General features: G+C 42.0%; 25 protein-coding genes, 18 tRNA genes, 1 rRNA gene and 1 riboswitch. Of the genes, 31 read left to right on the forward strand and 13 right to left on the reverse strand.

The annotated features are described in order from the left end of the window. The first annotated feature begins 191 nt into the window (after nt 1-191). Nucleotides 192-455, forward strand: coding sequence for a zinc ribbon domain-containing protein (locus tag BQ5321_RS04190; RefSeq protein ID WP_071393347.1), 264 nt, complete (start codon nt 192-194; stop codon nt 453-455). 393 nt (nt 456-848) lie between these two features. Then, the gene (locus tag BQ5321_RS04195; RefSeq protein WP_234978352.1) at nt 849-1,280 is read left to right on the forward strand and encodes a DUF5412 family protein; all 432 of its coding nucleotides are present in this window, start codon (nt 849-851) and stop codon (nt 1,278-1,280) included. Between the two features lie 79 nt (nt 1,281-1,359). Here the strand turns inward: BQ5321_RS04195 and BQ5321_RS04200 are convergent, their stop codons facing one another. Continuing rightward, complete coding sequence (locus BQ5321_RS04200) at nt 1,360-1,848, reverse strand: pyridoxamine 5'-phosphate oxidase family protein (protein WP_071393349.1); 489 nt, start codon at nt 1,846-1,848, stop codon at nt 1,360-1,362. A gap of 155 nt (nt 1,849-2,003) precedes the next feature. Continuing rightward, nucleotides 2,004-2,093, forward strand: a riboswitch (cyclic di-GMP riboswitch). Nucleotides 2,094-2,204: 111 nt separating this feature from the next. On the opposite strand from BQ5321_RS04200, the gene BQ5321_RS04205 reads away from it, so the two are divergent. Further along, entirely contained in the window at nt 2,205-2,513 is a 309-nt protein-coding gene (locus BQ5321_RS04205; protein WP_315970077.1) for a response regulator, read from the forward strand. 140 nt (nt 2,514-2,653) lie between these two features. Here BQ5321_RS04205 and BQ5321_RS04210 read toward each other — a convergent pair whose 3' ends face one another. Then, on the reverse strand, nt 2,654-3,955 hold the full coding sequence (locus BQ5321_RS04210; protein ID WP_071393350.1) for a DUF4179 domain-containing protein: 1,302 nt from the start codon (nt 3,953-3,955) through the stop codon (nt 2,654-2,656). After that, nucleotides 3,931-4,470: a sigma-70 family RNA polymerase sigma factor gene (locus BQ5321_RS04215; RefSeq protein ID WP_084786632.1), complete on the reverse strand. Its 540-nt coding sequence runs from the start codon at nt 4,468-4,470 to the stop codon at nt 3,931-3,933. Before BQ5321_RS04215 ends, BQ5321_RS04210 begins: the two co-directional genes overlap by 25 nt. Before the next feature lie 184 nt (nt 4,471-4,654). Between BQ5321_RS04215 and BQ5321_RS04220 the strand changes: the two genes are divergently transcribed. Then, on the forward strand, nt 4,655-5,254 hold the full coding sequence (locus BQ5321_RS04220; protein ID WP_071393352.1) for a TetR/AcrR family transcriptional regulator: 600 nt from the start codon (nt 4,655-4,657) through the stop codon (nt 5,252-5,254). A 17-nt stretch (nt 5,255-5,271) separates the two neighbouring features. Beyond that, nucleotides 5,272-5,946, forward strand: a complete 675-nt coding sequence (locus BQ5321_RS04225; protein WP_071393353.1) for a YqeB family protein — start codon at nt 5,272-5,274, stop codon at nt 5,944-5,946. A 96-nt stretch (nt 5,947-6,042) separates the two neighbouring features. Here BQ5321_RS04225 and BQ5321_RS04230 read toward each other — a convergent pair whose 3' ends face one another. The 4 genes from BQ5321_RS04230 to BQ5321_RS04245 are packed head-to-tail and all read right to left on the reverse strand — an operon-like array spanning nt 6,043 to nt 8,064. Continuing rightward, complete coding sequence (locus BQ5321_RS04230) at nt 6,043-6,654, reverse strand: hypothetical protein (protein ID WP_234978353.1); 612 nt, start codon at nt 6,652-6,654, stop codon at nt 6,043-6,045. Nucleotides 6,655-6,683: 29 nt separating this feature from the next. Next, nucleotides 6,684-7,322 (reverse strand): hypothetical protein, encoded by a 639-nt coding sequence (locus BQ5321_RS04235; protein WP_084786633.1) that lies wholly within the window; start codon nt 7,320-7,322, stop codon nt 6,684-6,686. 5 nt (nt 7,323-7,327) lie between these two features. After that, nucleotides 7,328-7,738 carry a permease prefix domain 1-containing protein gene (locus tag BQ5321_RS04240; RefSeq protein ID WP_071393354.1) on the reverse strand — a complete coding sequence of 137 codons (411 nt, stop codon included), beginning with the start codon at nt 7,736-7,738 and terminating at the stop codon, nt 7,328-7,330. Beyond that, a complete protein-coding gene (locus BQ5321_RS04245) occupies nt 7,735-8,064 on the reverse strand; it encodes a PadR family transcriptional regulator (RefSeq protein ID WP_071393355.1) in 330 nt (109 codons plus the stop codon). The genes BQ5321_RS04240 and BQ5321_RS04245 overlap by 4 nt, the downstream gene beginning before the upstream one ends. Nucleotides 8,065-8,303: 239 nt before the next feature. On the opposite strand from BQ5321_RS04245, the gene BQ5321_RS04250 reads away from it, so the two are divergent. The 4 genes from BQ5321_RS04250 (at nt 8,304) to BQ5321_RS04265 (ending at nt 12,848) form a co-directional block, all read left to right on the forward strand. After that, nucleotides 8,304-8,885, forward strand: a complete 582-nt coding sequence (locus BQ5321_RS04250) for a TetR/AcrR family transcriptional regulator (RefSeq protein ID WP_200798708.1) — start codon at nt 8,304-8,306, stop codon at nt 8,883-8,885. Nucleotides 8,886-8,900: 15 nt separating this feature from the next. Next, entirely contained in the window at nt 8,901-9,800 is a 900-nt protein-coding gene (locus BQ5321_RS04255; protein WP_071393357.1) for an ABC transporter ATP-binding protein, read from the forward strand. 1 nt (nt 9,801) lies between these two features. Then, nucleotides 9,802-11,400: an ABC transporter permease gene (locus tag BQ5321_RS04260; RefSeq protein WP_071393358.1), complete on the forward strand. Its 1,599-nt coding sequence runs from the start codon at nt 9,802-9,804 to the stop codon at nt 11,398-11,400. A 98-nt stretch (nt 11,401-11,498) separates the two neighbouring features. After that, the gene (locus tag BQ5321_RS04265) at nt 11,499-12,848 is read left to right on the forward strand and encodes a TrkH family potassium uptake protein (RefSeq protein ID WP_071393359.1); all 1,350 of its coding nucleotides are present in this window, start codon (nt 11,499-11,501) and stop codon (nt 12,846-12,848) included. Nucleotides 12,849-13,092: 244 nt separating this feature from the next. Here BQ5321_RS04265 and BQ5321_RS04270 read toward each other — a convergent pair whose 3' ends face one another. Further along, nucleotides 13,093-13,587, reverse strand: coding sequence for an SRPBCC family protein (locus tag BQ5321_RS04270; protein ID WP_071393360.1), 495 nt, complete (start codon nt 13,585-13,587; stop codon nt 13,093-13,095). Nucleotides 13,588-13,830: 243 nt separating this feature from the next. Here BQ5321_RS04270 and BQ5321_RS04275 point away from each other — a divergent pair, with 243 nt between their 5' ends. The 22 genes from BQ5321_RS04275 (at nt 13,831) to BQ5321_RS04385 (ending at nt 19,840) form a co-directional block, all read left to right on the forward strand. Further along, the gene (locus BQ5321_RS04275; protein WP_071393361.1) at nt 13,831-14,634 is read left to right on the forward strand and encodes a DUF2238 domain-containing protein; all 804 of its coding nucleotides are present in this window, start codon (nt 13,831-13,833) and stop codon (nt 14,632-14,634) included. Between the two features lie 337 nt (nt 14,635-14,971). Then, nucleotides 14,972-15,053: transfer RNA gene (locus BQ5321_RS04280), tRNA-Leu, on the forward strand. A 48-nt stretch (nt 15,054-15,101) separates the two neighbouring features. After that, nucleotides 15,102-15,173: transfer RNA gene (locus BQ5321_RS04285), tRNA-Gly, on the forward strand. Between the two features lie 9 nt (nt 15,174-15,182). Then, nucleotides 15,183-15,271, forward strand: a tRNA-Leu gene (locus BQ5321_RS04290). A 63-nt stretch (nt 15,272-15,334) separates the two neighbouring features. Continuing rightward, nucleotides 15,335-15,411 (forward strand) — tRNA-Arg (locus BQ5321_RS04295). Between the two features lie 207 nt (nt 15,412-15,618). After that, nucleotides 15,619-15,695 (forward strand) — tRNA-Met (locus tag BQ5321_RS04305). Between the two features lie 8 nt (nt 15,696-15,703). Further along, nucleotides 15,704-15,780 (forward strand) — tRNA-Ile (locus BQ5321_RS04310). A gap of 38 nt (nt 15,781-15,818) precedes the next feature. Next, nucleotides 15,819-15,911, forward strand: a tRNA-Ser gene (locus BQ5321_RS04315). Between the two features lie 40 nt (nt 15,912-15,951). Then, a tRNA-Met gene (locus tag BQ5321_RS04320) sits at nt 15,952-16,025 on the forward strand. A gap of 31 nt (nt 16,026-16,056) precedes the next feature. Then, a tRNA-Asp gene (locus tag BQ5321_RS04325) sits at nt 16,057-16,133 on the forward strand. Nucleotides 16,134-16,151: 18 nt separating this feature from the next. Continuing rightward, a tRNA-Tyr gene (locus BQ5321_RS04330) sits at nt 16,152-16,235 on the forward strand. A gap of 49 nt (nt 16,236-16,284) precedes the next feature. Continuing rightward, a tRNA-His gene (locus BQ5321_RS04335) sits at nt 16,285-16,360 on the forward strand. A gap of 4 nt (nt 16,361-16,364) precedes the next feature. Next, a tRNA-Gln gene (locus tag BQ5321_RS04340) sits at nt 16,365-16,439 on the forward strand. Between the two features lie 6 nt (nt 16,440-16,445). Then, nucleotides 16,446-16,519 (forward strand) — tRNA-Gly (locus BQ5321_RS04345). A gap of 5 nt (nt 16,520-16,524) precedes the next feature. Further along, nucleotides 16,525-16,598 (forward strand) — tRNA-Ile (locus BQ5321_RS04350). Nucleotides 16,599-16,636: 38 nt separating this feature from the next. Then, nucleotides 16,637-16,711: transfer RNA gene (locus BQ5321_RS04355), tRNA-Asn, on the forward strand. A gap of 184 nt (nt 16,712-16,895) precedes the next feature. After that, nucleotides 16,896-17,042, forward strand: a complete 147-nt coding sequence (locus BQ5321_RS23620; protein WP_084786634.1) for a MerR family transcriptional regulator — start codon at nt 16,896-16,898, stop codon at nt 17,040-17,042. A gap of 115 nt (nt 17,043-17,157) precedes the next feature. After that, nucleotides 17,158-17,274: ribosomal RNA gene (gene rrf / locus BQ5321_RS04360) — 5S ribosomal RNA — on the forward strand. 53 nt (nt 17,275-17,327) lie between these two features. Continuing rightward, nucleotides 17,328-17,399, forward strand: a tRNA-Glu gene (locus BQ5321_RS04365). Between the two features lie 107 nt (nt 17,400-17,506). Further along, a tRNA-Val gene (locus BQ5321_RS04370) sits at nt 17,507-17,582 on the forward strand. Between the two features lie 36 nt (nt 17,583-17,618). After that, nucleotides 17,619-17,694 (forward strand) — tRNA-Thr (locus BQ5321_RS04375). 727 nt (nt 17,695-18,421) lie between these two features. Then, nucleotides 18,422-19,840 (forward strand): RNA-guided endonuclease InsQ/TnpB family protein, encoded by a 1,419-nt coding sequence (locus BQ5321_RS04385; RefSeq protein WP_071393362.1) that lies wholly within the window; start codon nt 18,422-18,424, stop codon nt 19,838-19,840. 98 nt (nt 19,841-19,938) lie between these two features. Here the strand turns inward: BQ5321_RS04385 and BQ5321_RS04390 are convergent, their stop codons facing one another. The 5 genes from BQ5321_RS04390 to codB all read right to left on the reverse strand — a co-directional run bounded on the left by BQ5321_RS04390 (nt 19,939) and on the right by codB (nt 25,006). Further along, a complete protein-coding gene (locus tag BQ5321_RS04390) occupies nt 19,939-20,163 on the reverse strand; it encodes a hypothetical protein (RefSeq protein WP_071393363.1) in 225 nt (74 codons plus the stop codon). 198 nt (nt 20,164-20,361) lie between these two features. Beyond that, complete coding sequence (locus BQ5321_RS04395) at nt 20,362-21,603, reverse strand: sensor histidine kinase (protein ID WP_071393364.1); 1,242 nt, start codon at nt 21,601-21,603, stop codon at nt 20,362-20,364. 235 nt (nt 21,604-21,838) lie between these two features. Continuing rightward, complete coding sequence (locus BQ5321_RS24915; RefSeq protein ID WP_200798709.1) at nt 21,839-22,255, reverse strand: hypothetical protein; 417 nt, start codon at nt 22,253-22,255, stop codon at nt 21,839-21,841. 213 nt (nt 22,256-22,468) lie between these two features. Then, on the reverse strand, nt 22,469-23,740 hold the full coding sequence (locus tag BQ5321_RS04405) for a cytosine deaminase (protein WP_071393365.1): 1,272 nt from the start codon (nt 23,738-23,740) through the stop codon (nt 22,469-22,471). A 3-nt stretch (nt 23,741-23,743) separates the two neighbouring features. Continuing rightward, nucleotides 23,744-25,006 (reverse strand): cytosine permease, encoded by a 1,263-nt coding sequence (codB, locus tag BQ5321_RS04410; RefSeq protein WP_071393366.1) that lies wholly within the window; start codon nt 25,004-25,006, stop codon nt 23,744-23,746. Nucleotides 25,007-25,342: the final 336 nt, after the last annotated feature.

Genomic DNA, 25,342 nt, shown 5'->3' on the forward strand with positions numbered 1-25,342 from the left:
TCTATTATTATCGGCACTTTAAAAAAATGAAACGCGAACGAAAGCTCACCAAATCTGAACGTACGATTTACATCATCACGCAAGTGGCCATTTTCCTTTGTGCAGGAAGTTATTTGCTATTGTTTTTGAATGGGAATATTTAGAGGGACAAGGGACCTGTCAATTGTCCCCATACGAAAGGAATGGAAAAAATGACAAACATACCAATGTGTCAAAGCTGTGGCTTACCTTTTAATGAAGAACACGCTCATTTTATTGCAAAAGAGCCCGATGGAAGGAAAAGCATTTACTGTACAAATTGCTATAAGGACGGAAAATTCCTTCACCCTAATCTTTCTCTGGAAGAGATGATTGAAATGCTTGTACCGATTCTAGGAGAAGCAATGGGCGAAGAAAAGGCAAGGAAAGAAATGACCGCTTTATTACCTACACTACAACGCTGGAAAAAAGAATAATTCATCTTAGGCAGAATTCCAAAGAACTTATTTTTTCAGAAAAGTAAATGTCTATGATCCGTGACGTTCCTACAACAGGTAGGGACGTTTGTCATTTTGAACTCTGGTCCGTGCTGTTCAATCTAATTCGTCTCACTCTCCTAACAGTGAATGTTGGGTTATCCATCCTGTCCCGCCTTTTGAATGAATACCTTTTTTACCCAAAGACCGATTTACTTGGAGAAATGTTATTTGAGAAGATAGTATTGCAAGATAGGAGGGAGTATCATTTTCATTTTATTGGGAGTCATCATTTCTTTCATTACTATTTTAGTATTTTTGATTTTAGCGGCTAACCTTATCCTTTTTTTTATGAAAAAGAATACTTTTCCCAAAAAATGGCTGATTGCAGCTTTGTCGGGGGTTGTTCTAGTATCTTCCATCTATTTGTATGTGATGTACTTTTTTACCTTTAATAAAATTAATCGGGATTTCACCCAAAAGGGACCTGGACCTGTTACCTCGCCTACTGAAGAATATACAGCAAATGCTTATTATGAACTATATGGTGGGGCAGCAGGCGGCGTGAATGTATGGGTTGAAATCACAAGCAATTATAAGAAGAATAAAGTACAAACTGTATACTATAGTGATGCCAAAAGTGATTTTTCTATGGAATGGCTCGATGAGGACACATTGTCCATTCAAAACGACGAACCGGATGACCCCCATTCGAATAGAAGCATCCAATTAGAAATCGGTAAAGAGATCTATCACGAAAATGGTTTGGCTTGCAAAAGTCTATTGCTGAAAAATACATATGAGACTTGCTATCAAAACGAATAATCCGATTCAACCAACCTTCGAATCTATCCTGCTGTCACTTACATAGGTTGTCCTCTAACGAGACAACCTTGATAAGTGGTTAATGATTGAATTCAATCGTTTCATTAATATCTATTGATTGAGCATTTTGCCCTGTCATACGTTTATAGTAAAAGGCGATATTCTTGATAAGATTTCCTGATTCCCAATATTCGGCTGCTTCCACATGTACCTTTATCAAGATAATATTAGGATCATCATAAGAGGTTTGCATCACTTTCTCGTAAACCTTGCTCCACAATTCTTTTTTCTTGTTTAAATCTTCAACGATTTCCGCTTTTCCACGGACGGAAACATAGGATTTACCTACATAGGCAACATTCACCTCTTGATTATGTAAGATTTCCTCATATTTATTCGTCGCTTTTTTAGTAAAAAACCATAAGTCTCCATCAAACTCTACTTCCTGTGTTTTCATGGGACGAGAAACAAGCCCATCTTCAGTAGCCGTCGTGAACATGGCCGTCTCTACATCTTGAATCAACTCTCTTAATGTTTCAATATCCTCTTGTTTCATCCTATTAGCCATATCAATCACCTCTTTATGGTTTTATCCTCCCCTGTCTATGAGCTTTTATTCTGGGACAACGGACCTGTCCCCATGGCCAGACTCGCCTCTAAATACATAGAAATTTTTTATGTATTTTTCGACATGTATAGACAAATTTAGATAAATAATTATTATAGTTATATAGGCAAATTTTAAGAAAGTAAAAGACGCAAAGCCACGGACCTAAAACAAAGCTTTTTTGTCATGGTAGCCGGGTTGCCAGGCTCAAACCTGAAATTATTTTTTTACCTATCCTATTTGCCTAAATCTATAGTGAAAAGGTATTAAATTATGAAAAGAATTCTGATTGCTGACGATTCTCGCTTTATGAGAACGTGGCTAAAAAACTACTTAGTGAGTTCAAGCATTTTGATTTTGTAGAAGCAGACAACGGATATAAGGCTGTTGAAATGTATAAATTGAATGCACCAGATATTGTATTCATGGACATTGTCATGCCAAAACAAAATGGAATCAACACCCTTAAAGAAATTATGAAACTCGATGCAAACGCAAAGGTGATTATGTGTTCTTCATTAGGTCAAAAACACTTAATCATCGATTCCTTAAAAATAGGTGCCAAAGATTTCGTCGTGAAACCTCATTTTCAGAATTTGGAATTTGTGGTAAACAATCATATTTAGAACAGAGGTTAACGGGGACAGGTTTGTCCCTGTTTTTTTTATAAAAATAGCCCTATCTCTCTGATCTATGAGATAGGGCTTACTTCGTATAATCTTCAATTATTTCCCTTTTGGATAACGGACCTGTCCCTGTGTCCCAACTATTCCTCTAGCTCAATCGTCACCTCTAGCTCCTCCAGAAACTCCGGCGGACTCATCGCCACTGTGACAATATACAGCTCCTCGAAAGAAGGTACTTCCGCAAAGGAAACCTGGTATTGATTAACCGTCCCGTCAACACGCACCGCTGGCTGATCGAAGTGATAGCGGGTACCAGCTGAATCCTCGAGCCAAATAGCGGTTGACTGGCTGTATAAATCCTCACCCTCAACCTGATAGGTAATCGTCGTAACGCCATCCTCCTCCGTTACTTCCAAAATGGTCAAGTGACCGATTTCCCCTTGCGAAAGGGTCATTTTCTCACCCTGCCATTGACGCCTCTCGAGCTCAGGTGCGGCCTCATTCATATCGATCAAATAAGGCTTGATGGTCAATGATTTCGGCTGCTCCTCCAATGGCTCATAATATTGCTTAAAGCTTTGCAGCACCTTCCCATCGACAGGTCCGCCGCCGCCACCCCCGCCGCTGAATGGCTGCAGCACTCGACCCTTGTCATCGATGACCTGATAATCTAGCATCATATATTTATTCGAATGGAACGCCTTCTCATCGATTAATAAGCGAAGCGCGATTTCAGTTGAAGTCGGGAAGAAGGTGATTTGATCATATAAAATCGTTAAATCCTTCTGCTGCTCGACCTTTTGCACCAGGTAGGACTCGTGATTTCCTTTTCGTTCAACAGGCAGCTCGACAGACCAGGCTTTCCCTTCGCGCGGGCGAATCCCAAGAACAAACGAATCGGGGATGTCATCGCGAACACTGACGCTGATTGTCCCGGCATACATGCCCTTTTCAATCTCCGATTCCCTTCCGCCCATACCATAGCCGCCAATCGGCTTGCCATCAATGAAGAGCTCAAGATTGTTCATAAAATGATCGTTTTGAGCCTTCTCAGGGGCCTGCATCAGGTAGCCAATATGGATTTCACCACCGTCATACAGCGTTTCCGTAAAGGTAATCAGCTGCCCGTCGATCTCCACCTGTTCCCCCATCACGGTCGTTAAGCCTTTTTCTTTGCCTTTTTTCATCCCAATATCGCCCACAAATTCAATCGCGGAGCCAATGACAGGGATGTCCTTCAGGGAGTTGGCAAAGGTAGGCGAGAAGAACGATAGGCCGAATGTCAATATAAGTGCCGCAGCGGCAGCGGTTAGTCCGTAAAAAAACCTCCGCTTCGGCTTTTTCCCTGGTAGCCTCTTCAGCGTTTCCTCGACACGTGTATCAATCATGCTTGGCAATGAGCGGTTGACGTCATTCTTTAGTTGCTTTTCCCAGTTTTCCATGTCTGAACCTCCTTATCCTTGGCCAATATTTTTTGCATTTTCTCGCGGGCCCGCCGTAATCTTGTCTTCACAGTATTTTCAGGTATGTCTAAAATAAGAGCTAAATCATGAATCGATAAATCCTCTATATAATAGAGCATCAGCAGCTGCTTCTCCGCAGCCGGAAGCATGTCGAGTAATTGCTCAACCTCAATTTTTTCATAGCCACTTTCGTTTGATGACGGTTCCGCCAGCTCGTCGATGGAAAGGAGATTCCTGTGCTTTCGAATCAGCTGGTGGCATTCATTAAGAAGAATCCGGACCAGCCAGGTCTTAAAATAGCGCGGCTCCCTCAGCGTATGAATGCTTTGAAAGGCCTTCAGAATGGCCTCCTGCATCGCATCCGCACAATCCTCATCACGAGAAAGCACCGTCCGAGCAACCCGGTACATCATCCATTTATACTCAAGAATCAGACGCTCAAACGAGGACCGATTTCCCTTAATCGCCTTCTTCACTTCCCTAGTCTCATTCACTATACGCGCTCCTTTCATGCCCTTCTATCTATTAGATACATCAAACCGGTGGAAGGTTTCAATTTTTTTGGACGGGGGACAGGTCCCATTGACAGACATCGATCTTCTATGAGAAAATAAAACTGATTGAACGACCAATTTTTTAATTGAGTAATCAACCAAACTATTTAAGGCGGAGATTCGGATGGAAAATAAACAATCTTTTATTGCGGAAGCACGTAGAGAGCAGATTATTCAGGCCTGCATTGATACGCTTGATGAGCTCGGCTATACCGATGTCAGTTTAACCAAGGTTGCAAAAAGGGCAAAGGTGAGTACAGGGTTAATTTCCTATCATTTTTCCGGAAAAATGGATTTAATCAATCAAACCTTGCTCTATTTACTCAACAAAAAACTGGCCTTCATTAGTGGCAAGGTTGTGCAAGCGGAAACGCCCATGTCACAGCTAGAAGCCTATATTGAAGCTAGTTTGGCTTACCAAGTAGCAAACTATAAGAATAATATCGCATTAATAGAAATTATTTTTAACGCGAAAAATGAAGAAGGGGTTCCTTTCTATAAAGTGGATGATGACGAGGAGAATGATCCATTGGCGGCCATGCTCAAAGAGATTTTAGTAGAGGGACAACAGCGACAAGAATTTTCGAATGAATATGATGCTGATATGCTTTGCGTCCTGATTCAAGGGGCAATCGAGGAGAGCATGCTGAAGCATAAGAATTCCTTTAGCTTTGAGAAATATAAGGAAGATTTAACGCGAATTATAACAAAAATCGTCAAGTAGCTGGAGGTACAAGCTCGATGAAACATACATCTACAATTGGTTTGAGTTTTATGGAAAAATTAGTTGCCCTATTATTTCCGATTGTTTTAGGAACGATAGGCTGGTTTCTTCCGAAGTTGTTGGATTTGGTAAAAAAAATCCCGTTCGTTTCCGATGCAAAGGTCATTCAGCTTTTAGAATCCTTTAACCCTTTTTGGGTGTCGATTATTTTAATGATCGCAGGTGTCGTGATCGGTGTTTTATTATCACTCACCGTCTACAGTGAAGCGCTAAAAATGAGCATCAGTGACCAAGAAATCCTGATCAATAAAGATGATAAAGAAAAAAGGATTGGAAAGTCGGAGGTAAAAGCAATCTTTATGGAAGGCCAAACCATCGTCATGACGGGCCATAAAGGGCAAGAGCTTTTGAGTGAAAGGACCGACATCAAGCAGGAAAGCATACGAGAAATGCTCCAATATCATCAATACCCCTGGTGTGAACAGGACCCATATGCAGATGAGTTCAAGCTTTGGACTTTAGAGAATCATACAGTGGGAGAGAAAGCCCATGCCATTTTATATGAACGCCGGAACGCAATCAGGGATGGCGATAAGAAAAAAGCCAAAAATTTCAAACTAGATTTGAATGAGCTAGGAATCGTTGTGAAAGACGAGGGGGAGAATCAGTATGTGCGAAGGATTCAGGGGTAATGGGATAAGGGACTTGTTTATCTGTCCCTAAAACGATTGATATTGGATACGTAGAAGAGCATAATCAGGGTTTGTGGTAAGCAGGGAGGGACAGGTTCATTGTCCCTCCAAGACTAGGTGGGATAATGAACCTGTCCCTCTGTCCCAGCGCAATTCGGGGTATTTTTTTAGTTTGCCTTGGAAGAGTAGCTGAAACTCCTGGCATTCTCTAAAGTCATTTGGCTTGATCAGGCTGCATGGTTTTCTATTAATGGATATTCCGCCGGCATTTAATATCGTTGCAACAAATTCAGAACAAAAGAATGCTTTTCTTGTACGGAGTTTTTTATTGATTAATACCCCGAATAATCCGATGAAATTATATTTGTACTTTTTTTGGTGCTGCTCGATTTGCTCTACTAACTGTCGCATCTGCTGATATTCACACTCCGAAACCGAGCAGCTGTAGATGGCACAAGCAGCATTTTTGAATAGCTTGCCATGCATATCTTCTTTTACAAAGCCCCCGATAAAGGGATTATTCGGCCTTTTCCTCCCGAAGCTATAGGTTGTGTCTAACTCTTTTGTAAAAGAAATGGATGCATGGTTTAGCGGCTGTCTTGTAAAAAGTCTGATCAATTTTGTAAAAAGCGTCCCTGTATCGGTAAGCACAATAAATACTTCCAGTTCGGACCCCTCCCATCTTTGAAAAATCATCTCATCCTGCAATCAAATTCTCCCCGCAAGAATTATTGAACTCACGAATCGATTTTTCTTTTATGCACAAAATAATACATACTTAACGGCCACCAAATCACAGCAAAGATGGGATAGACAGCCCAAATCGTATCGGGTGTAGAGATAATATTTAATAGAATAAAAAATAGACTAATAAACAAGCTTGCCTGCAGCGAGAAGTTGAAATATGTTTTTCTTTTCACATGATAAATGACAAGCGGCCACCATAAAACGACGAAGGCAGGGAAAATAACCCATGGATAGCCAGGTGCCAAAAATAGATTTAGGATTAAGTAATATAAAATAATGCCCGTCGAGCCAAGTAATGCGATAAGCAGCGTCCCGGCGTATTTCCCTACCGATACAAGAATCGGCCACAGGATGATGGGGGCGATGGTATATAAAACCCACGGATATTCCGGTGTATTTAGGACGTTCATTATGATCAGAAATAGGAGCGTCAACAAGCTGCATAGAAAAGAAAGGAGGAGATATTTCTTTTTATAGATACAGTAAATCCCAACCGCAGAGATTAATAGTGAAAAGGCAGGATACAAAGCCCAAAGATGCTCCGTGCTTGTTAAGAAATTGACAACGATTAGAAATAAAATCGTCATAACCGTTCCCGATAATAGAAATTCAACATGATATTTTTTCACTGAACTCACCCCTGTTTTCTTTTTACCCATTTGAAGTACATCGTTAGCGGCCACCATAACACAGCAAATGTGGGATAAACAAACCAAATCACATCAGGCGAATAGTAAAAATTAATAAAAATAAAGAGGGAAACAATCAAGATGCTGCCCCAGATGGAATACTGCAGGTTATACTTGGTGAAATCCCGCTTGCTTGACTGGATGACCTCCACGTCCAACTCTTTTTTCAAATCTTCTATATCTCCAAAATCAACGATGGCTTTATTAATCGCATCTTCTTCTTCTTTTCCTTGTTCGATTAAGTCCCAAACCTTTTCTTCCAGGTTTTGCAAAACCTCCTGCATGAGAGTGCTTTTTTTCTCACTATCCGGGATATCCTTAAATAATTCGTTGACATGTTGCTTTAATGGTTTCATTTTAATCCCTCCATGAATAAATCGATAATTTCCTTCGTTTCCTTCCATTCCTCAAATGTTTCTCTAAGAAAGGCTTTCCCAAGCATGGTAATTCTATAGTATTTTCGCTGACGGCCTTTTGAAACACTGCCCATATACGATTCAATTAGATCCTTTTTCTCCAGTCTTTGAAACACTGCATATAAAGTGGCTTCTTTTATTTGAAATCGGTTATCTGTTCGCGTACTAATTTCCTTTGATATTTCATAACCATATCGGTCCTTTTCTAAGAGCAAACGTAAAATAATTGAGTCTAAATGTCCTCGAATAATATCACTTCTAATCAAATTGACACTTCCTTACAGTTCATTTACTCTATCTGTCAGAGTAATCATACCTCGGATTACTCTATCTGTCAAAGTAATATAGTTGGGACAGAGGGACAGGTCCGAATGTTGACCTAATAGGTAAACAGATGTATGATAATAGTGGATTTACCTATTAGGTAAACAAAGCAAATATTTTTATAAAGAAGGAGATTTATATGTTCTCTAAATTCTTGAATTTGGAACCTAACAGACGGAATGTGATTTTAAATGCGGCTCTCAAGGAGTTTGCCAGCAAAGGCTTTGATGACGCGTCAACCAATGTGATGGCCAAGGAGTCAGGCATATCAAAGCCTTTGATGTTCCACTATGTTAATAATAAAAAGGACTTCTTTCTTTTTCTCTACGACTATTGTTTGGAGATTCTGGAGAGAGAATATTTTGATCGGGTTAATGTGCACGAAAAGGATATTTTCGAACGGCTGCGGGAAACATGCCTGCTTAAAATTCAAGTCATGCAAAAGTATCCATGGATTTTTGATTTTATAAAGGTGGCGGTTTTTACCGATTCCAAAGTGGTGAAGGATGACTTGGAAAAAAGGCGAAAAAGGGTCGAAGCCAGCAGCTTTGAACGATTTTATGGAGATATAGATACATCACGCTTCCGCAGCGAGTTGGATATGGAAAAAGCTAAGCAATTGATATTCTGGGCGGTAGGTGGATACGCAGGGCAAATCCTGGAGCAATTTAAGAGTTCGGATACCTTGGAGTTTGATTTTGAAAAAATCCGTACGGAGTTTGACGGATATCTGGATGAGCTGCGAAAAACTTATTATAAATGATTGGAGGGTATTAGGATGAATGCAATTGAAACATTAAACCTTACGAAGTCCTTCGGCAAGCAGGAGGCTTTACGCGGAGTTGATTTGACGGTAAAACAAGGCGAGGTGTATGGATTCATCGGCCCCAACGGAGCAGGAAAATCGACAACGATCCGAATTCTTTTAGGGATGCTACGTAAAAGTGGTGGAGAGGCAAAGCTGCTGGGTGGCGACCCTTGGAAGGATGCTGTCGCTCTTCATCAGAGGCTTGTCTATGTGCCGGGAGATGTGACCTTGTGGCCCAACTTAACCGGTGGTGAGGTGATTGATTTCCTAGGGAGCTTGCACGGCAAAGTCAATCCTACTCGCCGCAAGCAACTATTGGAAAGGTTTCAGCTTGATCCAAGGAAGAAATGCCGGGGTTATTCAAAAGGAAATCGTCAAAAGGTTGCGCTGGTCTCGGCCTTTGCTTCCGATGCCGAGCTGTTGATTTTAGATGAGCCTACGAGCGGTCTTGATCCGTTAATGGAGCAGGTTTTTCAGGAATGTGTCTCAGAGGTAAAGAAGCAGGGGAAGACGGTTTTTCTGTCCAGCCATATTCTTGCAGAGGTAGAGGCGCTCTGCGACAGGGTGGGGATTATCCGGCAGGGAAAAATGGTTGAATCCGGCACACTTGAGGAACTGCGACATTTGACACGCACAACCGTAACCGTGAAGCTTGCAAAACCCGTAAACTTGAGACAACTGCAAGGGGTTCATGATGTATCACGAAAGAATGACAAGTGGCGTTTTTCGGTGGACGCCCATGCCATGGACGCGGTTATGAATGAGCTTGCGCCAATGGGGATTCAGTCGCTTACGGCAGAGCCGCCCACACTAGAAGAACTGTTCATGCGTCACTACGGAGATACACTTGGGGGAAAGGAGCTGAACTAACATGAAAGGAAAATATTTTGCATGTATGGGTAAGCTGCTTAAGCTTTATCTGCGAAGAGACAGAATCATTCTGCCTATATGGATATTACTTCCCTCGTTGTTGCTTGCCGGACAGATGTCTTTTGTAAAAGAAATGCCGGATTGGCAGGCGTTTATCACAGAACTGTCTGCAAGTCCTCTTACCACTGCTATTCTGGGACCAATTGTTCCGCTAAGCATAGAAGGCGCCATCATGTGGCGGGGCTTGCTACAGGCTTCCATTGCCGTAATGTTCGGAGCGGCGTTTACGGTGATTCGGCATACTCGCACGGAGGAAGCATCAGGAAGAAATGAATGGATTCTTGGCAGACCGGTAGGAAGATACGCCAATCTATCGGCGGCACTGATTCTTTCATGTGGGGGAAGTCTTTTGGCGGGCATCTTAACGGTTGCAATCTTAATGGGCAACGGCTTCGCAGGGAGCGGTTCCGTTCTGGCCGGGTTGACGCTTGCCACCTCCGGATGGATGTTTGCGGGGATTGGCGGATTGTGTGCGCAGATTTTTGGGCACAGCGGCAATGCAAGAGGGAGTGTATTTGGTGTATATATGTTCACGATGGTTGCTATGGTTCTAAATAATATGGGAGGTGGGTCTACCTATTGGGCTTGGCTTGCCCCTGAAGCGTGGTTCCGTCTTACCATTCCCTTTGGGGAGAACCATGCTTGGCCATTATTGGTTTTTATCGTGTCTTCTAGCTTGCTGATGCTGATTTCCTATAGGCTGATTGTTCGACGTGATATGGGTGCGGGACTTATCTCGCACAAGGAAGGTTCAGCTGTGGCATCCACTCGTTTGAACTCTCCAGTGGGCTTGGCCTGGAGCCAGCAAAAAGGCAGTATCTTTTTCTGGACAATGAGTATGGTTTGGCTTGGAGTAAGTATAGGGGTGGCTACACCTAATATATCGAATGCTATCCGTTCTGCATTCTCCCAAATGGATACCGAATGGGCAGCTGCGATAGTAAAGTTAGGGAATCAGGAGGGGTTCATGGCCATTCTAATCTACATATTGGGACTAATGGGCGGTTTATCTGTCTTTGCCATCACGACGGTTCAACGACTGCGGCAGGAGGAAAAGGCGCATTATGCCGAGCTGGTATTGACAAGACCTGTGAGCCGGGTCAAATGGATGGGAAGCTATTTGACGGTTGCCTTCGCGGGCAGCGCATTAATCCTTTTTGTCATCGGTTTGGCTTCCGGCCTGGGATGGAGCATTGCGGCGGGAGAGTTTAGTCACTTCCCACGCGTGTTAGGCATGAGTCTTACGAAAATTCCTTCCGTCTGGACAATCATCGGCATAGCTGCATTGTTATACGGCTGGTTGCCCCGAATATCATTCGTTCTCAATTGGCTGATATTGGGCGTGTTTATCTTCATCGAGATGCTATGGGAGGTCGGAATCGTCGGCTGGTCCACACTGCAATGGACGCCCTTCGCCTACGCCCATTACAGTATTCCCATCCAAGAACTTTCCATCCTGCCACTGATTGTCTTAACAGTGATAGCGGCAGCACTCACATGGGTAGGCATTATTGGTTTCAGGCGTCGTAGCATTTATTGATGGGACAGAGGGACAGATCCTTTGTCCCGCTAATCTGGAGAATTACATAAAATAGGTTTATAATAAACGCTATCTGATTACATAAGGAGTTCTTTCTCTTGTTATACATTTTCAAAAGGAATCGTTTAAAACCAGCACAAATTATTGTTTCTTTTTATTTAATTGCTGTGTTCATTTCAGTTTGTTTGCTTAGTTTGCCTATTGCACTAAAGCCGGGTGTGGATTGGACTTTTCTAGATGTTTTGTTTACAGCCGTAAGCGCAATAAGTGTAACCGGCTTGTCTGTTGTATCAGTAGTAGATACGTTTAGTACAACGGGTATATTCATCTTACTTTTTATCCTTCAGTTTGGCGGAATCGGAATCATGACATTGGGGACCTTTTTATGGTTAGTAATGAGAAAGAAGATTGGTCTTAAGGAAAGACAATTAATTATGACTGATCAAAATCAATCAGATTTATCTGGCCTAGTCAGACTGATGAGACAAATATTAATAATTATTGTTCTGATAGAATTGGTTGGAACCCTTATCTTAGGCACCTATTTTCTTACCTATTTTCCAACATGGCAAGAAGCCTATCTACAAGGATTATTTGCCTCAGTTAGTGCAACTACTAATGCAGGGTTCGATATTACAGGTAACTCACTTGTACCATTTGCTCATGATTATTTTGTTCAATCCATTAACATAATTTTATTAACTTTAGGAGCAATTGGGTTTCCGGTTCTGATTGAATTAAAGGATTATTTTCTAAATAGAAACAAAAACAAAGCCACCCATTTTTCTTTATATACCAAGTTGACAACCATCACTTTCTTTTTATTGATGATACTTGGAACCATATTTATTTTATTATTTGAGGCAAATCACTTTTTTGAAAAAAAAAGCTGGCACGAATCCTTTTTTTATGCATTTTTTCAATCCTCTTCAACAAGGAACGGTGGATTAGCTACGATGGATGTTAGTCAATTTTCAGAACCTACCTTATGGATTCTTTGCTTTTTAATGTTTATTGGTGCTTCTCCAAGTTCTGTAGGTGGAGGTGTCAGGACTACTACCCTTGCTGTTAATGTTTTATTACTTTACTCATTTGCAAAGGGTCATAAACATATTAAGGTGTTTAGACGTGAAATTCATGAAGACGATATTAGAAAGTCCGTTGTGGTAGGGTTCCTTGCTGTAATCATTTGCTTTACGGCAAGTATTATCCTCTCGGCAACTGAGCCATTTAGCACGATGGAAATATTGTTTGAAGTAAGCTCTGCATTCGGAACTACAGGTTTATCAATGGGCATAACTCCTGAATTAAGTACATGGGGGAAAGTCGTCATCATTTTACTTATGTTCATTGGAAGAATCGGAATCCTATCATTTATTTTCTTATTTAATCGTGGAGATCAAGAAGTAAACTACCACTATCCAAAAGAGAGAATCATTATTGGATAATTACTATATGGGACACGGGGACAGGTCTCTCTGTCTAGCTGTCTTACAATGGAGGTGCAGTTCATAAACAAAAAACACCGTGTGTCATCGGTGTTTTTTGTTCAGGCTATATTCACTTCATTCAGCAAATGCTTTTTGTACCGAAAGCTTGCGACAGGTACAGAAGTCCTCCACTTCTACAAGTGGGGGATGAATGCAAATCGTCCTTCGCTTCAGTGGGGGTTCAAACCCCGGCTGAATGAAGTTAAGCCTCCATCTTTTCTAGGTACTCATCTAATTGAACAAAGGTTCCTTTATATCCTCCCTGTGCCATCTCCTTTGTAGCCTCGAAGGCCCTCCATTCTTCCTCCGTCGGAGATACGGGAGTTACCATCATGGTCAGGGTTGTTTTTCCAGCGACTTCAGTTAGCGTCATGGTATTCAAGATTTCCAGAGGATAATGTGCGTCAAAGGGTGCCCGGACAGGGTTACCCGCTTCATCTGAAAAGAAGCTACTGTAGACAATCTTCTCGGGTGCCAGCAATTCCTTGTACACAAATTTCACCCACATAGGTTCGCCGTCAACCGGCTTCTGGCTGTACAGAAAAATACCTCCCGGACTGAAATCTGCCTTAGAAACCTCAAATATCCACCCTTTTGGCCCCCACCAATTCTTCACATGTTCTGCATCCGTTAATGCTTTAAACACAAGTTCACGCGAAGCATGGAAAGTATGCGTAGTTTTAATATCAGCTGACATAGTGATTCCCTCCTAAGTGGAACATGGAACAAGGGAGACATATCCCCTTGTCCCAGATTGTAACGACTCAACTTATTATTCAGTCAACCTCACGGAATATATCCGTGAATTTCGTAGCCTATCCTGGTTTTTTTCTCCTGGGACCTGTCCCCCCGTCCCAGAATATCGCTGTTCATAGCGGGAATGATAAGCGAAATATGAAATAGAGTAACAACTCTTAAAAAGATTGGGAGGAGGAGGCTCTTGAATACGATCAAAAAATTCTTTACGAGCAGCACGAAAACCGCTAACAAGGGGCTTGTGGCCGTATATGTTGTCTTTCGTGTGATTGCAGTTGTTATGCTCCTCAGTCAGTTATTTATGCAAAGATGGGGGAATGCTTTCATCCTTGTGCTGACGCTCGTTTTATTTACGATACCGCTACTTGTGGAACGAGTCCTGAAAATTGAATTTCCCAACCTGCTGGAGCTGATTATAATCGCTTTTATTTTCAGCTCGACTATTCTGGGGGAGCTGAGCGATTTTTATGGTTACTTCAAAATGTGGGATACTGCTCTCCATACGCTCAATGGCTTTCTCGCCGCAGGTGTCGGTTTTTCCCTTGTCTACCTGTTGAATCAGAACGCCGAGGGGATGAAGCTGACTCCGCTGTTTCTGGCGATCGTCACCTTCAGCTTTTCGATGACAGTGGGTGTCATGTGGGAGTTTCTTGAATACTACGCCGACCGCTGGATGAGTCTCGATATGCAGAAGGACCGAATCGTCCAGCAAATTAACAGTGTCAGCATCGGCGAGGAAAAAAACACCGTTTTTCATATTGAGACTATAGAGCGCACCGTGATTGTGGGAACCGACGCATCGGGAAATCGGATGGAAACCGTGATTGACGGAGGTTATCTGGATATTGGCATTATTGACACGATGAAGGATATGTTCGTCAACCTGCTTGGCGCGATTGTCTTCAGTATTTTTGGCTTTCTCTACGCCCTGTATGACCGGAAAAAATATCGGTTTGTACAGAATTTTATACCTAAAAAAAGCAAGTGAAGGTCATCAGGCTTTGGTGGAGGCTGGAAGTCAGGCCTTTCCTTGCAAAAGATAGAACCTGTTTTCTTTAATCAAACGTTTGTTTAAAAAGATTTATTTATGAAAAAAGGCTTTTTTTATTTAGGCTGTGTTAAACATGAGTGTTGATTTTCGTTCCAGGTACTTCGCTTTCCTGCGGGCGACCGCCGAGCCGACTCGGGCACTACGTGTCTGTGGGGTCTCGACTGCCTCGCTTCTCCCGCGGGAGTCTTCGTGCCTTCCACTACAATCAACCTGCTAAAAATCAACAATGTACTTTAACACAGCCTTTANGCATAAGCAAAATAATTTTCTATATGCGGGTGTGGCGGAATTGGCAGACGCACTAGACTTAGGATCTAGCGCCGCAAGGCGTGGGGGTTCGACTCCCTTCACCCGCACTAAAGGTTTTCTAAATACTAACTAGCTAACAACTAACCAACTTATACGCGGAAGTAGTTCAGTGGTAGAACATCACCTTGCCAAGGTGAGGGTCGCGGGTTCGAACCCCGTCTTCCGCTCTAAGTATTGCCGGGGTGGCGGAACTGGCAGACGCACAGGACTTAAAATCCTGCGGTAGGTGACTACCGTACCGGTTCGATTCCGGTCCTCGGCACCAAGGTTTCTTACGTAAGTAAAAAAAACAGAGTTTTTTTGAAAAGCAAAATAGCTTACAATTAATGCGCCCGTAGCTCAATTGGATAGAGCGTCTGACTACGGATCAGAAGGTTATGGGTTCGACTCCTTTCGGGCGCGCCATTTATACGGGAAGTAGCTCAGCTTGGTAGAGCACTTGGTTTGGGACCAAGGGGTCGCAGGTTCGAATCCTGTNTAACCTTTTTTTATTAAAGAAAAAGAAGAAATCAAAACCTTTCGGTTATGCAAACAACAAGGAAATCGTTTTTATGGGATATTTACCATTGAAAGATATAAAACAATGGAAAANTATTAATTTTTACGAATTGTGGCGGTGTAGCTCAGCTGGCTAGAGCATTCGGTTCATACCCGAAAGGTCGTAGGTTCGATCCCTATCGCCGCTACCATATCTTTAGGATCTTTAGCTCAGCTGGTTAGAGCAGACGGCTCATAACCGTCCGGTCGTAGGTTCGAGTCCTACAAGATCCACCAAAATAGTCTCTTTTGAAGCTATTTAATATGTTTATCATGGAGGAATACCCAAGTCCGGCTGAAGGGATCGGTCTTGAAAACCGACAGGCGGGTTAAACCGCGCGGGGGTTCGAATCCCTCTTCCTCCGCCATTTTCTCAAATGGATATCTTAAAAGAATATTTTCTATTATCGCGGGGTGGAGCAGTCTGGTAGCTCGTCGGGCTCATAACCCGAAGGTCGCAGGTTCAAATCCTGTCCCCGCAATTGTATTTCTAAGGAAACTTGGAAATACTTTGGTCCGGTAGTTCAGTTGGTTAGAATGCCTGCCTGTCACGCAGGAGGTCGCGGGTTCGAGTCCCGTCCGGACCGCCATTTTTTAATATTAATATCGGAGGGGTAGCGAAGTGGCTAAACGCGGCGGACTGTAAATCCGCTCCCTTGGGTTCGGCGGTTCGAATCCGTCCCCCTCCACCATTGTTTTTTTCAAGCTAGTGAAAATAACTTTCCACTTAGGATTATTATGGCGGCTGTGGCGAAGTGGTTAACGCATCGGATTGTGGTTCCGACATTCGTGGGTTCGATTCCCATCAGCCGCCCCATTTTTGGGCTATAGCCAAGCGGTAAGGCAACGGACTTTGACTCCGTCATTCGTAGGTTCGAATCCTGCTAGCCCAGCCATCTTTTGCGGGTGTAGTTTAGTGGTAAAACCACAGCCTTCCAAGCTGTTGTCGAGGGTTCGATTCCCTTCACCCGCTCCATAAATGGGCCTATAGCTCAGCTGGTTAGAGCGCACGCCTGATAAGCGTGAGGTCGATGGTTCGAGTCCATTTAGGCCCATCAAAGTTTTTTGCGGAAGCAAAATAACTCTCCTTTATTCCGCAGTAGCTCAGTGGTAGAGCTATCGGCTGTTAACCGATCGGTCGTAGGTTCGAATCCTACCTGCGGAGCCATTTTTAACAATTAATACATAATATAGTAGAGACCTAATTCATATATTTGGTCTCTTTTTTATTAAAAAAGCACAGTAGGGGCTAGATAACTGTTTGTTTAAAATTATCCAAAGTTAATCTAAATTACTTAAATTAAGCAAGTAAATATGTTGCACTTCATCTACAAAGGTGAGGTGTTTTTATTATGTTCACAATTAGAGAAGCGGCGGAAATGTTAGGAGTGGCAACATCTACGTTAAGAAGGTGGGAAAACGAAGGAAAAATTAAGTCCGTTCGTACAACAGGCAACCACCGTCGGTATANACGGGCAAGCGAGAAGGTTGTTCTTTAACCTTTTTGATGGCACGGCTTAAGACCTCGAGCTCCTAGGCGCCGCAGCTGGACATTATTTCAATGAACTTGTCTATTATCTAGTTTTGAGGGAATAAACCTTCAAGCATAAATAGTCTGGTAACAATGGCGAGAAGGTCACACCCGTTCCCATCCCGAACACGGAAGTTAAGCTTCTCAGCGCCGATGGTAGTTGGGGCAAGCGCCCCTGTGAGAGTAGGACGTTGCCAGGCAAACCCATTATTGGGTCCTTTTTTGTTTCATTCTTTTTTAACATTTTAATATTGGCCCCTTGGTCAAGCGGTTAAGACACCGCCCTTTCACGGCGGTAACACGGGTTCGAATCCCGTAGGGGTCATCATTTAGAAGATAGTAGTTAGCTGTTAGTAATTAGAAAAGAATAGTTAGAATCATAAGTTTTCCTATCTAACTAATCACTAACCAACTAACAACTACATCAAACCCGGAGGATTAGCTCAGCTGGGAGAGCATCTGCCTTACAAGCAGAGGGTCGGCGGTTCGAGCCCGTCATCCTCCACCATGAATTTTTCACGAAATGAAAATAATCTTCCATAATGCCGGCCTAGCTCAATTGGTAGAGCAACTGACTTGTAATCAGTAGGTTGGGGGTTCAAGTCCTCTGGCCGGCACCAGAATTTCTTTAGAGCCATTAGCTCAGTCGGTAGAGCATCTGACTTTTAATCAGAGGGTCGAAGGTTCGAGTNACAAAACTTAGCCTCTTATTATATTGATAGGAAGTTAAGTTTTGTCCTAGGAGCCAGCCGCCTAAGGTGGGACAGATGATTGGGGTGAAGTCGTAACAAGGTAGCCGTATCGGAAGGTGCGGCTGGATCACCTCCTTTCTAAGGATATTACGGAAAACCTTTGGTTTATCTAAAGGTTCGTTAAAATGACTTTCTGTCTTTGTTTAGTTTTGAGAGAATAATCTCTCAAAAAAGCATTGCTCCTGCGCCGCAGTAGCTCGGGGAAGTAACTCCTCAGCTCGTCGCAAGGCAGCATGAAGTAACGCTACGAAGTCATTCATGAAGTGAATGAAGTCAGTAGCCTTGTTCCTTGAAAACTAGATAATGTAATGACAAGACATCATTGAAATAGTAAGTTCTTTTTAAAACTCTTTTAATAAGAGCATAAACCATAGGTGAATTAGCAGCGAGAAGGTCGAGGAAGCGACAGAGTGAGCATCGGAGCGTACGTAGTTGGTACGTGAGAAGCGGAACGACGAGCTGACGAAGAGATTCGAAGCTGATCATTCGCCGGTATAGGTTAAGTTAGAAAGGGCGCACGGTGAATGCCTTGGCACTAGGAGCCGATGAAGGACGGGACTAACACCGATATGCTTCGGGGAGCTNTAATCGTAAGGTGGAAATTATTTTTCCAAAAGAAACCACTTATGCCTTAGACGGTCAAAGTAAAATATGTAATTGGCTGTATAATCAATTAATTCAAGCTGCCCAAAATGATTATGAGAATGGTTCCCCTTTAAAGTTGTTAGAAGGACGAAATTTAAGAAATTACGCTACAACATTGAAAAAAATCCATCCATTCCTTCGGACCGTTCATTCTTCCCCGTTAAAAAACACGGCCTTGCGCTTAAAAGATGCCTATGACCGTTTTTTTAAAAAGCAAAATGGATATCCAAAGTTCCGTAGTTGGAAGGAGAAGTGGTTTTCTTTATACTTTGATGAGCCAAACAAAGGGTTTAAATTACTCGATTCTAAAACGATTAGGATTTCATTTGGGAAAGATATATCAGGCAAACAACTCACAGTAAACGGAACGTTACGTGAACCTTTTTTTATTAAAGAAAAAGAAGAAATCAAAACCTTTCGGTTATGCAAACAACAAGGAAATCGTTTTTATGGGATATTTACCATTGAAAGATATAAAACAATGGAAAAAGAACAAAAACAAATAGAAAAAACATTTAAAGAACTAAAGAAAAAGTTATTACATACACATTCGATTTATCACTCGAAGAAAAAGAAAAAACAATCAAAAACAAAAGAAAGGTTCCCGAAGGGAACCAAATGGGTTAGTTTAGATCCGAATCATAAAAATTTCTTTGTAGCAGTAGATTACAAAGGAGTTTCCTATGAAATGAGTAAAATTTATCAAACAGAATTCTGGGATCAAAAGATTGATGAAATCAAAAGTAAAAGAGATTTTTGCGAGAGAAAATCAATCAAAATAGAAACAGAACACGGCAACGCTTACTGGCAGCCAAGCAAAAGATGGGCTCGATACAATAATACTTTGAATAAAGCGTACCATACACGACGAGAACAAATTAAAGTCGCGTTATATAGTATCGCACATTGGTTATATAATCACTACGATTTAGTGATTATTGGTGATTATACGCCTACGAATGGCACAGCTCGTTCTAAAAATATGAAAAGAAGTATGTTGAATCAAACACATATTGGTGAATTCCGTAAAATATTACAGTGGGTTGCTTCTAAACGTGGGAAACAATATAAAATGGTAAACGAAAGAAATACAACCAAAGAATGTTGTGTTTGTGGTCATAAAGAAAAGAAAGAACCGGAGGTTCGTTTGTTTATTTGTCTTTCTTGTGGACATACCATTGTTCGTGACTTAAATAGTGCCATTAATATGGCTAAAAAGATACAAATATTGTCTGGCTCGGACTGGGTGAAAAAGTGGAAGCTCGCTTGTATCACCTATGCGGTAAGGTATGATTTGTTCGCAAATCATGAGAAACCGATTGCATCCGTTAGAAATAGCGGTGCAAATAAATTGAATCCTATGGCTTGACCAAGGGAGCAAGGTTTACTGGAAAACTTGCATCTAAGTAGTATTTAAGTAAGTTTAGGTAAATTTTGTAGAGCGGAAAATCCTACTGTGCTCTTTTGTTAATAAAACCAAAATGGATTTCTTCTGTTTTCGCGGCGTCCATCGTCATGGTCATCATGATGTTTACGATCATGATTGTCATCATCTTCATTTTTTACGATTACTACATCATCTGCGCGGATAATCACTTTATCTACATCTAAAATTAAATTACCATCATCGTCAAACACTCCAGCAACCCGGCCTTTGTCAAAGTGAATATAATGGTGTCTTCTTTCTTCCAATCAGTCCCCTCCTTTCATCCTTCTTAAAATTAAAATATGCTTCTGTCAAAAAATGGTATGGATAAGTGTAAAAAAAGGCGAAAATAAGAATGTTATAATTTCTAATTGTAGAATGCAATTGAAGCATATAGGAAGATACCAAGCATTATGGCGGACATAAAAAAAGCTCCTTTCGCAGTCAACGCTGCGAGGAGCTTTTTATACGGGAATAATAAGTGTAAAGGTGGTGCCTTTTCCTTTTTCACTATCTACTTTTATCGTCCCCTTCATTTTATGGATAGTACTGTAAACCATCAGCATGCCAAGGCCTGTTCCATGTTTTTTCGTAGAATAATATGGCTTGCCGAGCCAGGAAATCTCATCTTCTGTCATTCCGATACCGTTGTCTTTAATTGCGATGATAATTTGATTCTTTCGCCCTGATACAGCAATCATGAGTGTCCCGCCAATTTCTTTCATTGCTTCAATGCCGTTTTTACAGAGGTTAATCAAGCATTGCTGGATTTGATTTTTATCATATTTTTTAAGAAGAGAATTTTTAAAAGAGAGTTGAATTTCTACATGATGCATATGAGCGTAAGGCAGTAGAATATTTTTGGTATACTCGACTTCTTCTTTAAAATTCGATAAAACCATGTTTTCACTTTGTGGCTTTGAAAAAGCAAGAAAGTCACTGACTATTTGCTCGGCTCGATTTAATTCCTGCAAGGAAAAGTGAATATATTCTTTCTCCTTTTGGGGAATCTCATTTGACTCCCTTAGTAGCTGTAGAAACCCGTTGGTTACCGTTAATGGATTGCGAATTTCATGGGCAACACTGGCGGATAATTCACTAATGATGTGAAAACGCTCTGTGTGTAAAAAGGCTTCTCGAGCTTTTACATTGGCAATTATTTTTTCAATTAAAAACATAAGAATAATTGTCATGAAAAAATAGGTTGTCAAAGAATGAATAACAAGGAGCCAGAATTCTTGGTTTAATGGTATTTGCGGTGCAAGCGTAATGAGATAAAAGAGAATCGAGAAAAACGCGATGACACCAGCCAAACAAATTCTGGACCGTGGTTCCAATTGCCGAAACTTGTTGCTCCATAACGTAATGAACGGAAACAACGCTGTATTATATAAAAAGGCCTGTATCGAGCCGTCACCACCAATGATTAAACAACGGTAGCTAATGAGAACAAGATAGAGGATAAAGGCGTATTTATATCCTCCGTAAAGGGCTACCATGATTAACGGAATTAGCCTTAAATCAAAAATAAATCCACTTTCCAAATGAATCGGAAATGACATACTTAGGACCATAGATATTGCGGCAAGAAGGACAACAACCGGCATTCTCAAAACATATTGATAAAATCGGTCCTCGAAGAAGATCAAATAAGCTAAAACAGGCAAAAGCAAAATTAAAAAATTTAACAATAAGGATTCTAGCACAGCCGAACATCCTCCCAATAAAATATGCTATTCTTGCTATTCTACCATAATATTGAAAAGGTGGGGATGATTCTTTTTCTTCCCTTTTTTTGTTGTAGAAGGAAAAATGGCTTCTTGGTTTTCAGGAGCTATATGTATAAGGATTGAAAGACACAAGGCTTTGTCCGAGCCCTTGTGTCTATAGGTTGTTGAATATTGATAAGGTATTCTGAAAATTTGTTAGACGAAGCGTTGGTTATTCCCAATCTACTTCAGTTGCTAATTCATCAAATACTTCCTCTGGTTCGCGCCCATATCCTGATCCGTAGCCCATTCCATAGCCTTGGCCATTCCAAGGATTCCCATATCCTCCATAGCTTTGCCCGTAGCCTGAGTGAGGATAACCATTATAACCCTGCCCATACCCTGGGTTTCCATAGCCACCATATCCCTGCCCATACCCTGGGTTATATCCACCATAGCCCATTCCGTATCCTGGACCACCATATCCACCGTAGCCAGAACCATAATAACCTGCTGGACTACCGTAATAATTGGGTCCACCTAGTACCTGACCACCTAAATAATTTAATCCGGCTCCAATTAAGGCTGCTCCCGCTGGCCCTACACCAGATGTCCTATCTTCAAAAGGAAATGGATGTAATCTAAACATGATGAGCCTCTCCTCCAGTCATTCATTATCTCTAACATTACGGTTACATCCTATTCCTCACCATCAATGATGTATAGGCGTAAGGCTAGATATCATTTCCTTTTTTTGCTTTAATGCAGTAACAAGGTGGGGGACAGTCCCCCAGCGCTTTAAAGCACTGGGGGACTGTCCCCCGCTCCTTTAATGTACGAAAGTCTTTTCCCTAATTGTTTTTTATTTGGTGAAGTTTACTTTTTCTTCTTTTTGTCCGAGTTTGATGGTTGTTTGTGCTGGTTCGGTTTTGGCGATTACTTGGCCGTTTCGAATTGAGCACGTGACGGTTGCTTGCTTGCGGATGGCTTCGTATTCGTTTTCGGCCGAAAGCACAATCAGGTTGGCTGGTTTGCCTTCTTCGATTCCGTAGCGCTCCTCGATATGCATTGTTCTGGCGCTGTTCGCTGTGATGAGGTCAATTGAGTTCACAATCTGCTCATAGCCCATCAATTGTGAGGCGTGAATACCCATATGCAAGACCTGCAGCATGTTGCCGGTTCCTAGTGGATACCATGGGTCAAAGATATCATCATGACCAAAGCTGACATTCATTCCAGCCTCAAGCAATTCTTTTACTCGCGTTAAACCTCTGCGTTTTGGGTACGTATCAAAGCGACCGCCTAAATGCATATTGACAAGCGGGTTGGAAACAAAGTTAATCTCCGACAGCTTCAACAGACGGAATAGCTTATACGTGTAGGCATCATTATAGGAGCCCATTGCCGTTGTATGACTGGCCGTCGTGCGGGCACCATATCCACGTTCGAAGGCTTCCTTTGCAACCACCTCAACAAAGCGTGACTGTTCATCATCAATTTCATCACAGTGAATATCGACTAAACGATCATATTTTTCCGCCAAATCAAACGCGATTTTCATAGAATCGACACCGTATTCGCGCGTAAATTCAAAGTGGGGGATGCCGCCGACTGCATCTGCACCCATTTTTAACGACTCCTCTAAAAGCTCTGTACCATTCGGGTAGGAGAGAATTCCTTCCTGCGGGAAAGCGACAAGCTGAAGGTCGACATATGGTGACATTTCTTCTTTTACCTCAAGCATCGCTTTTAACGCCGTTAAGGTTGGGTCCGTTACATCGACATGTGTCCGAACATGCTGAATTCCTTGGGCTAGCTGCCATTTCAAGGCCGTTTTCGCTCTCGTTTTTACATCCTCAAACGTTAGTGATTCTTTTCGCTCGGACCATCTTTGAATACCTTCAAAAAGCGTACCGCTCTGATTCCATTTCGGTTCACCTGCTGTTAGCGTTGTATCAAGGTGAATATGCGGATCAATAAAAGGGGGAAGGACGAGAGAACCCGCCGCATCGATGATTTCGTGATTTCCAGTCTCTAAATCCGTATCCTGCGTTATTTTCGCAATGATACTGTCCGTCATCACGATATTCCATAGTCCAGTTGTTCCTCGAAGCGTTGCATTTTTAATAATCATCTCTTAACTCACCTTTTCATTTAATTTACGTACAGACTTTGGTGCGAATAACGGTGCACTTTTCATAAGCGCTACATAAAGGATGATTGACCCAATAAGCCCATTCACCGGCGCAATGCCTGGTACTAATTCTGCAGCGGCAACACCGCCAACCCAGGCGGCAATCGCCATCCAATTGACTGATTTAAATTCCATTTTTTCAAAGCTAGTATATTTCCCGCGATTTAAGAAAAAGTAATCTGCAATAATAATCGCCCCGATGGATGGAAGAGCGGAACCCAGCACCGTTAAGAAGCCAGTAAAGTTGTTGTAGAGCCACATCGCTGCTACCGTTCCAAGAACACCGTTGAAGACAACGATTTTATTTTTATTCCACTTTGTAATCGTTGTGTAGCCTAAGCTTGAAGCATATAAGGCATTTTCGTTTGTTGTCCAAATATTCAGTCCAAGGACGATAATCGCTGGTAAAATTAGCCCTTGTAAAAACATCACATCGGAGATATCGGCTTTGCCGTAAGTCATCGCGCCGACAGCACCGAACAAGAACATCAACGAATTTCCTAAGAAAAAGGCAATCACGGTTGCCGTTACGGCAGACTTCGATGTTTTGGCAAAGCGGGTAAAGTCTGGTGTTAAAGTACCGGCGCTGACGAAAGAGCCGATACAAATCGTTAAGGCAGCGGCAATTCCTAAGCCTTGGATCGGCTGATAGGCCATTAAGCCTTCCATCCCGCCGATTTTTTCCGTTGCTTCAAAAACAGAGTAGCTTCCAAGAACGGTAATGGCAGGTACGGCTACCATTCCAAGTATGGCTAGAGCTTTCATTCCGTAAATCGCTGTTAAGGTCATCAGCATTCCTGCGAGTACAATAAGCAGATATAAATTAATGCCGGTTGCTTTATGCACAGGGACGGCAAACATCGCGACACCAACACCGAACCAGCCGACCTGTGTAGATGCCAGCAGGAAAGAAGATAGATAGGATCCTTTTACGCCAAAAGCATATTTGGTTAAAAGATGTGTCGATAAGCCTGTTTTTGCTGAGATATGGGCAAGGGCTCCGGTATAAATACCAAGTAATAGATTTCCTGCCAGTACGACGAGGATAAAGGTTGTGAAGCTGAGTCCATTTCCAAGCGTTCCCCCAGCCCACATGCTTGCTGAGAAGAAGGTCAATCCAAGCATGACCGCGAGTATTTTCCAAAATCCATTCCGGTGTGATGCTGGTACAGGCGATAATGAGAATTCTAAATCCTTGTTTTCCATTCCAATTCCTCCAATATACTATTTTTGGAACTGGTACCGAAGTACTGGAGCATAAAAAAAGGTTTACTGCCATTACCTGACAATAAACCTCTTCGAAGTATCATAGTCTAAAAGGTATGGAAATAGAGCATACCCCGTCTATTGATACATGTCCGTTGTCCTTGTCAGCCTCTCTGGACTGAATTAAAGGTACCAGTATTTAATTGTGTTTATTATTGCAGGAAAAAGATAGAGTGTCAATAGAAAAAATCTATTAAATTGAATTTTCTATAGAAATAGTAAATAAATCAAATGATACGAAACTAAAAACAGGCAGCCGTGATGGCTGCCTGTCCT

The sequence above is a fragment of the Bacillus tuaregi genome (genome assembly GCF_900104575.1).
Taxonomy (GTDB): Bacteria; Bacillota; Bacilli; order Bacillales; family Cytobacillaceae; genus Bacillus_BD; species Bacillus_BD tuaregi.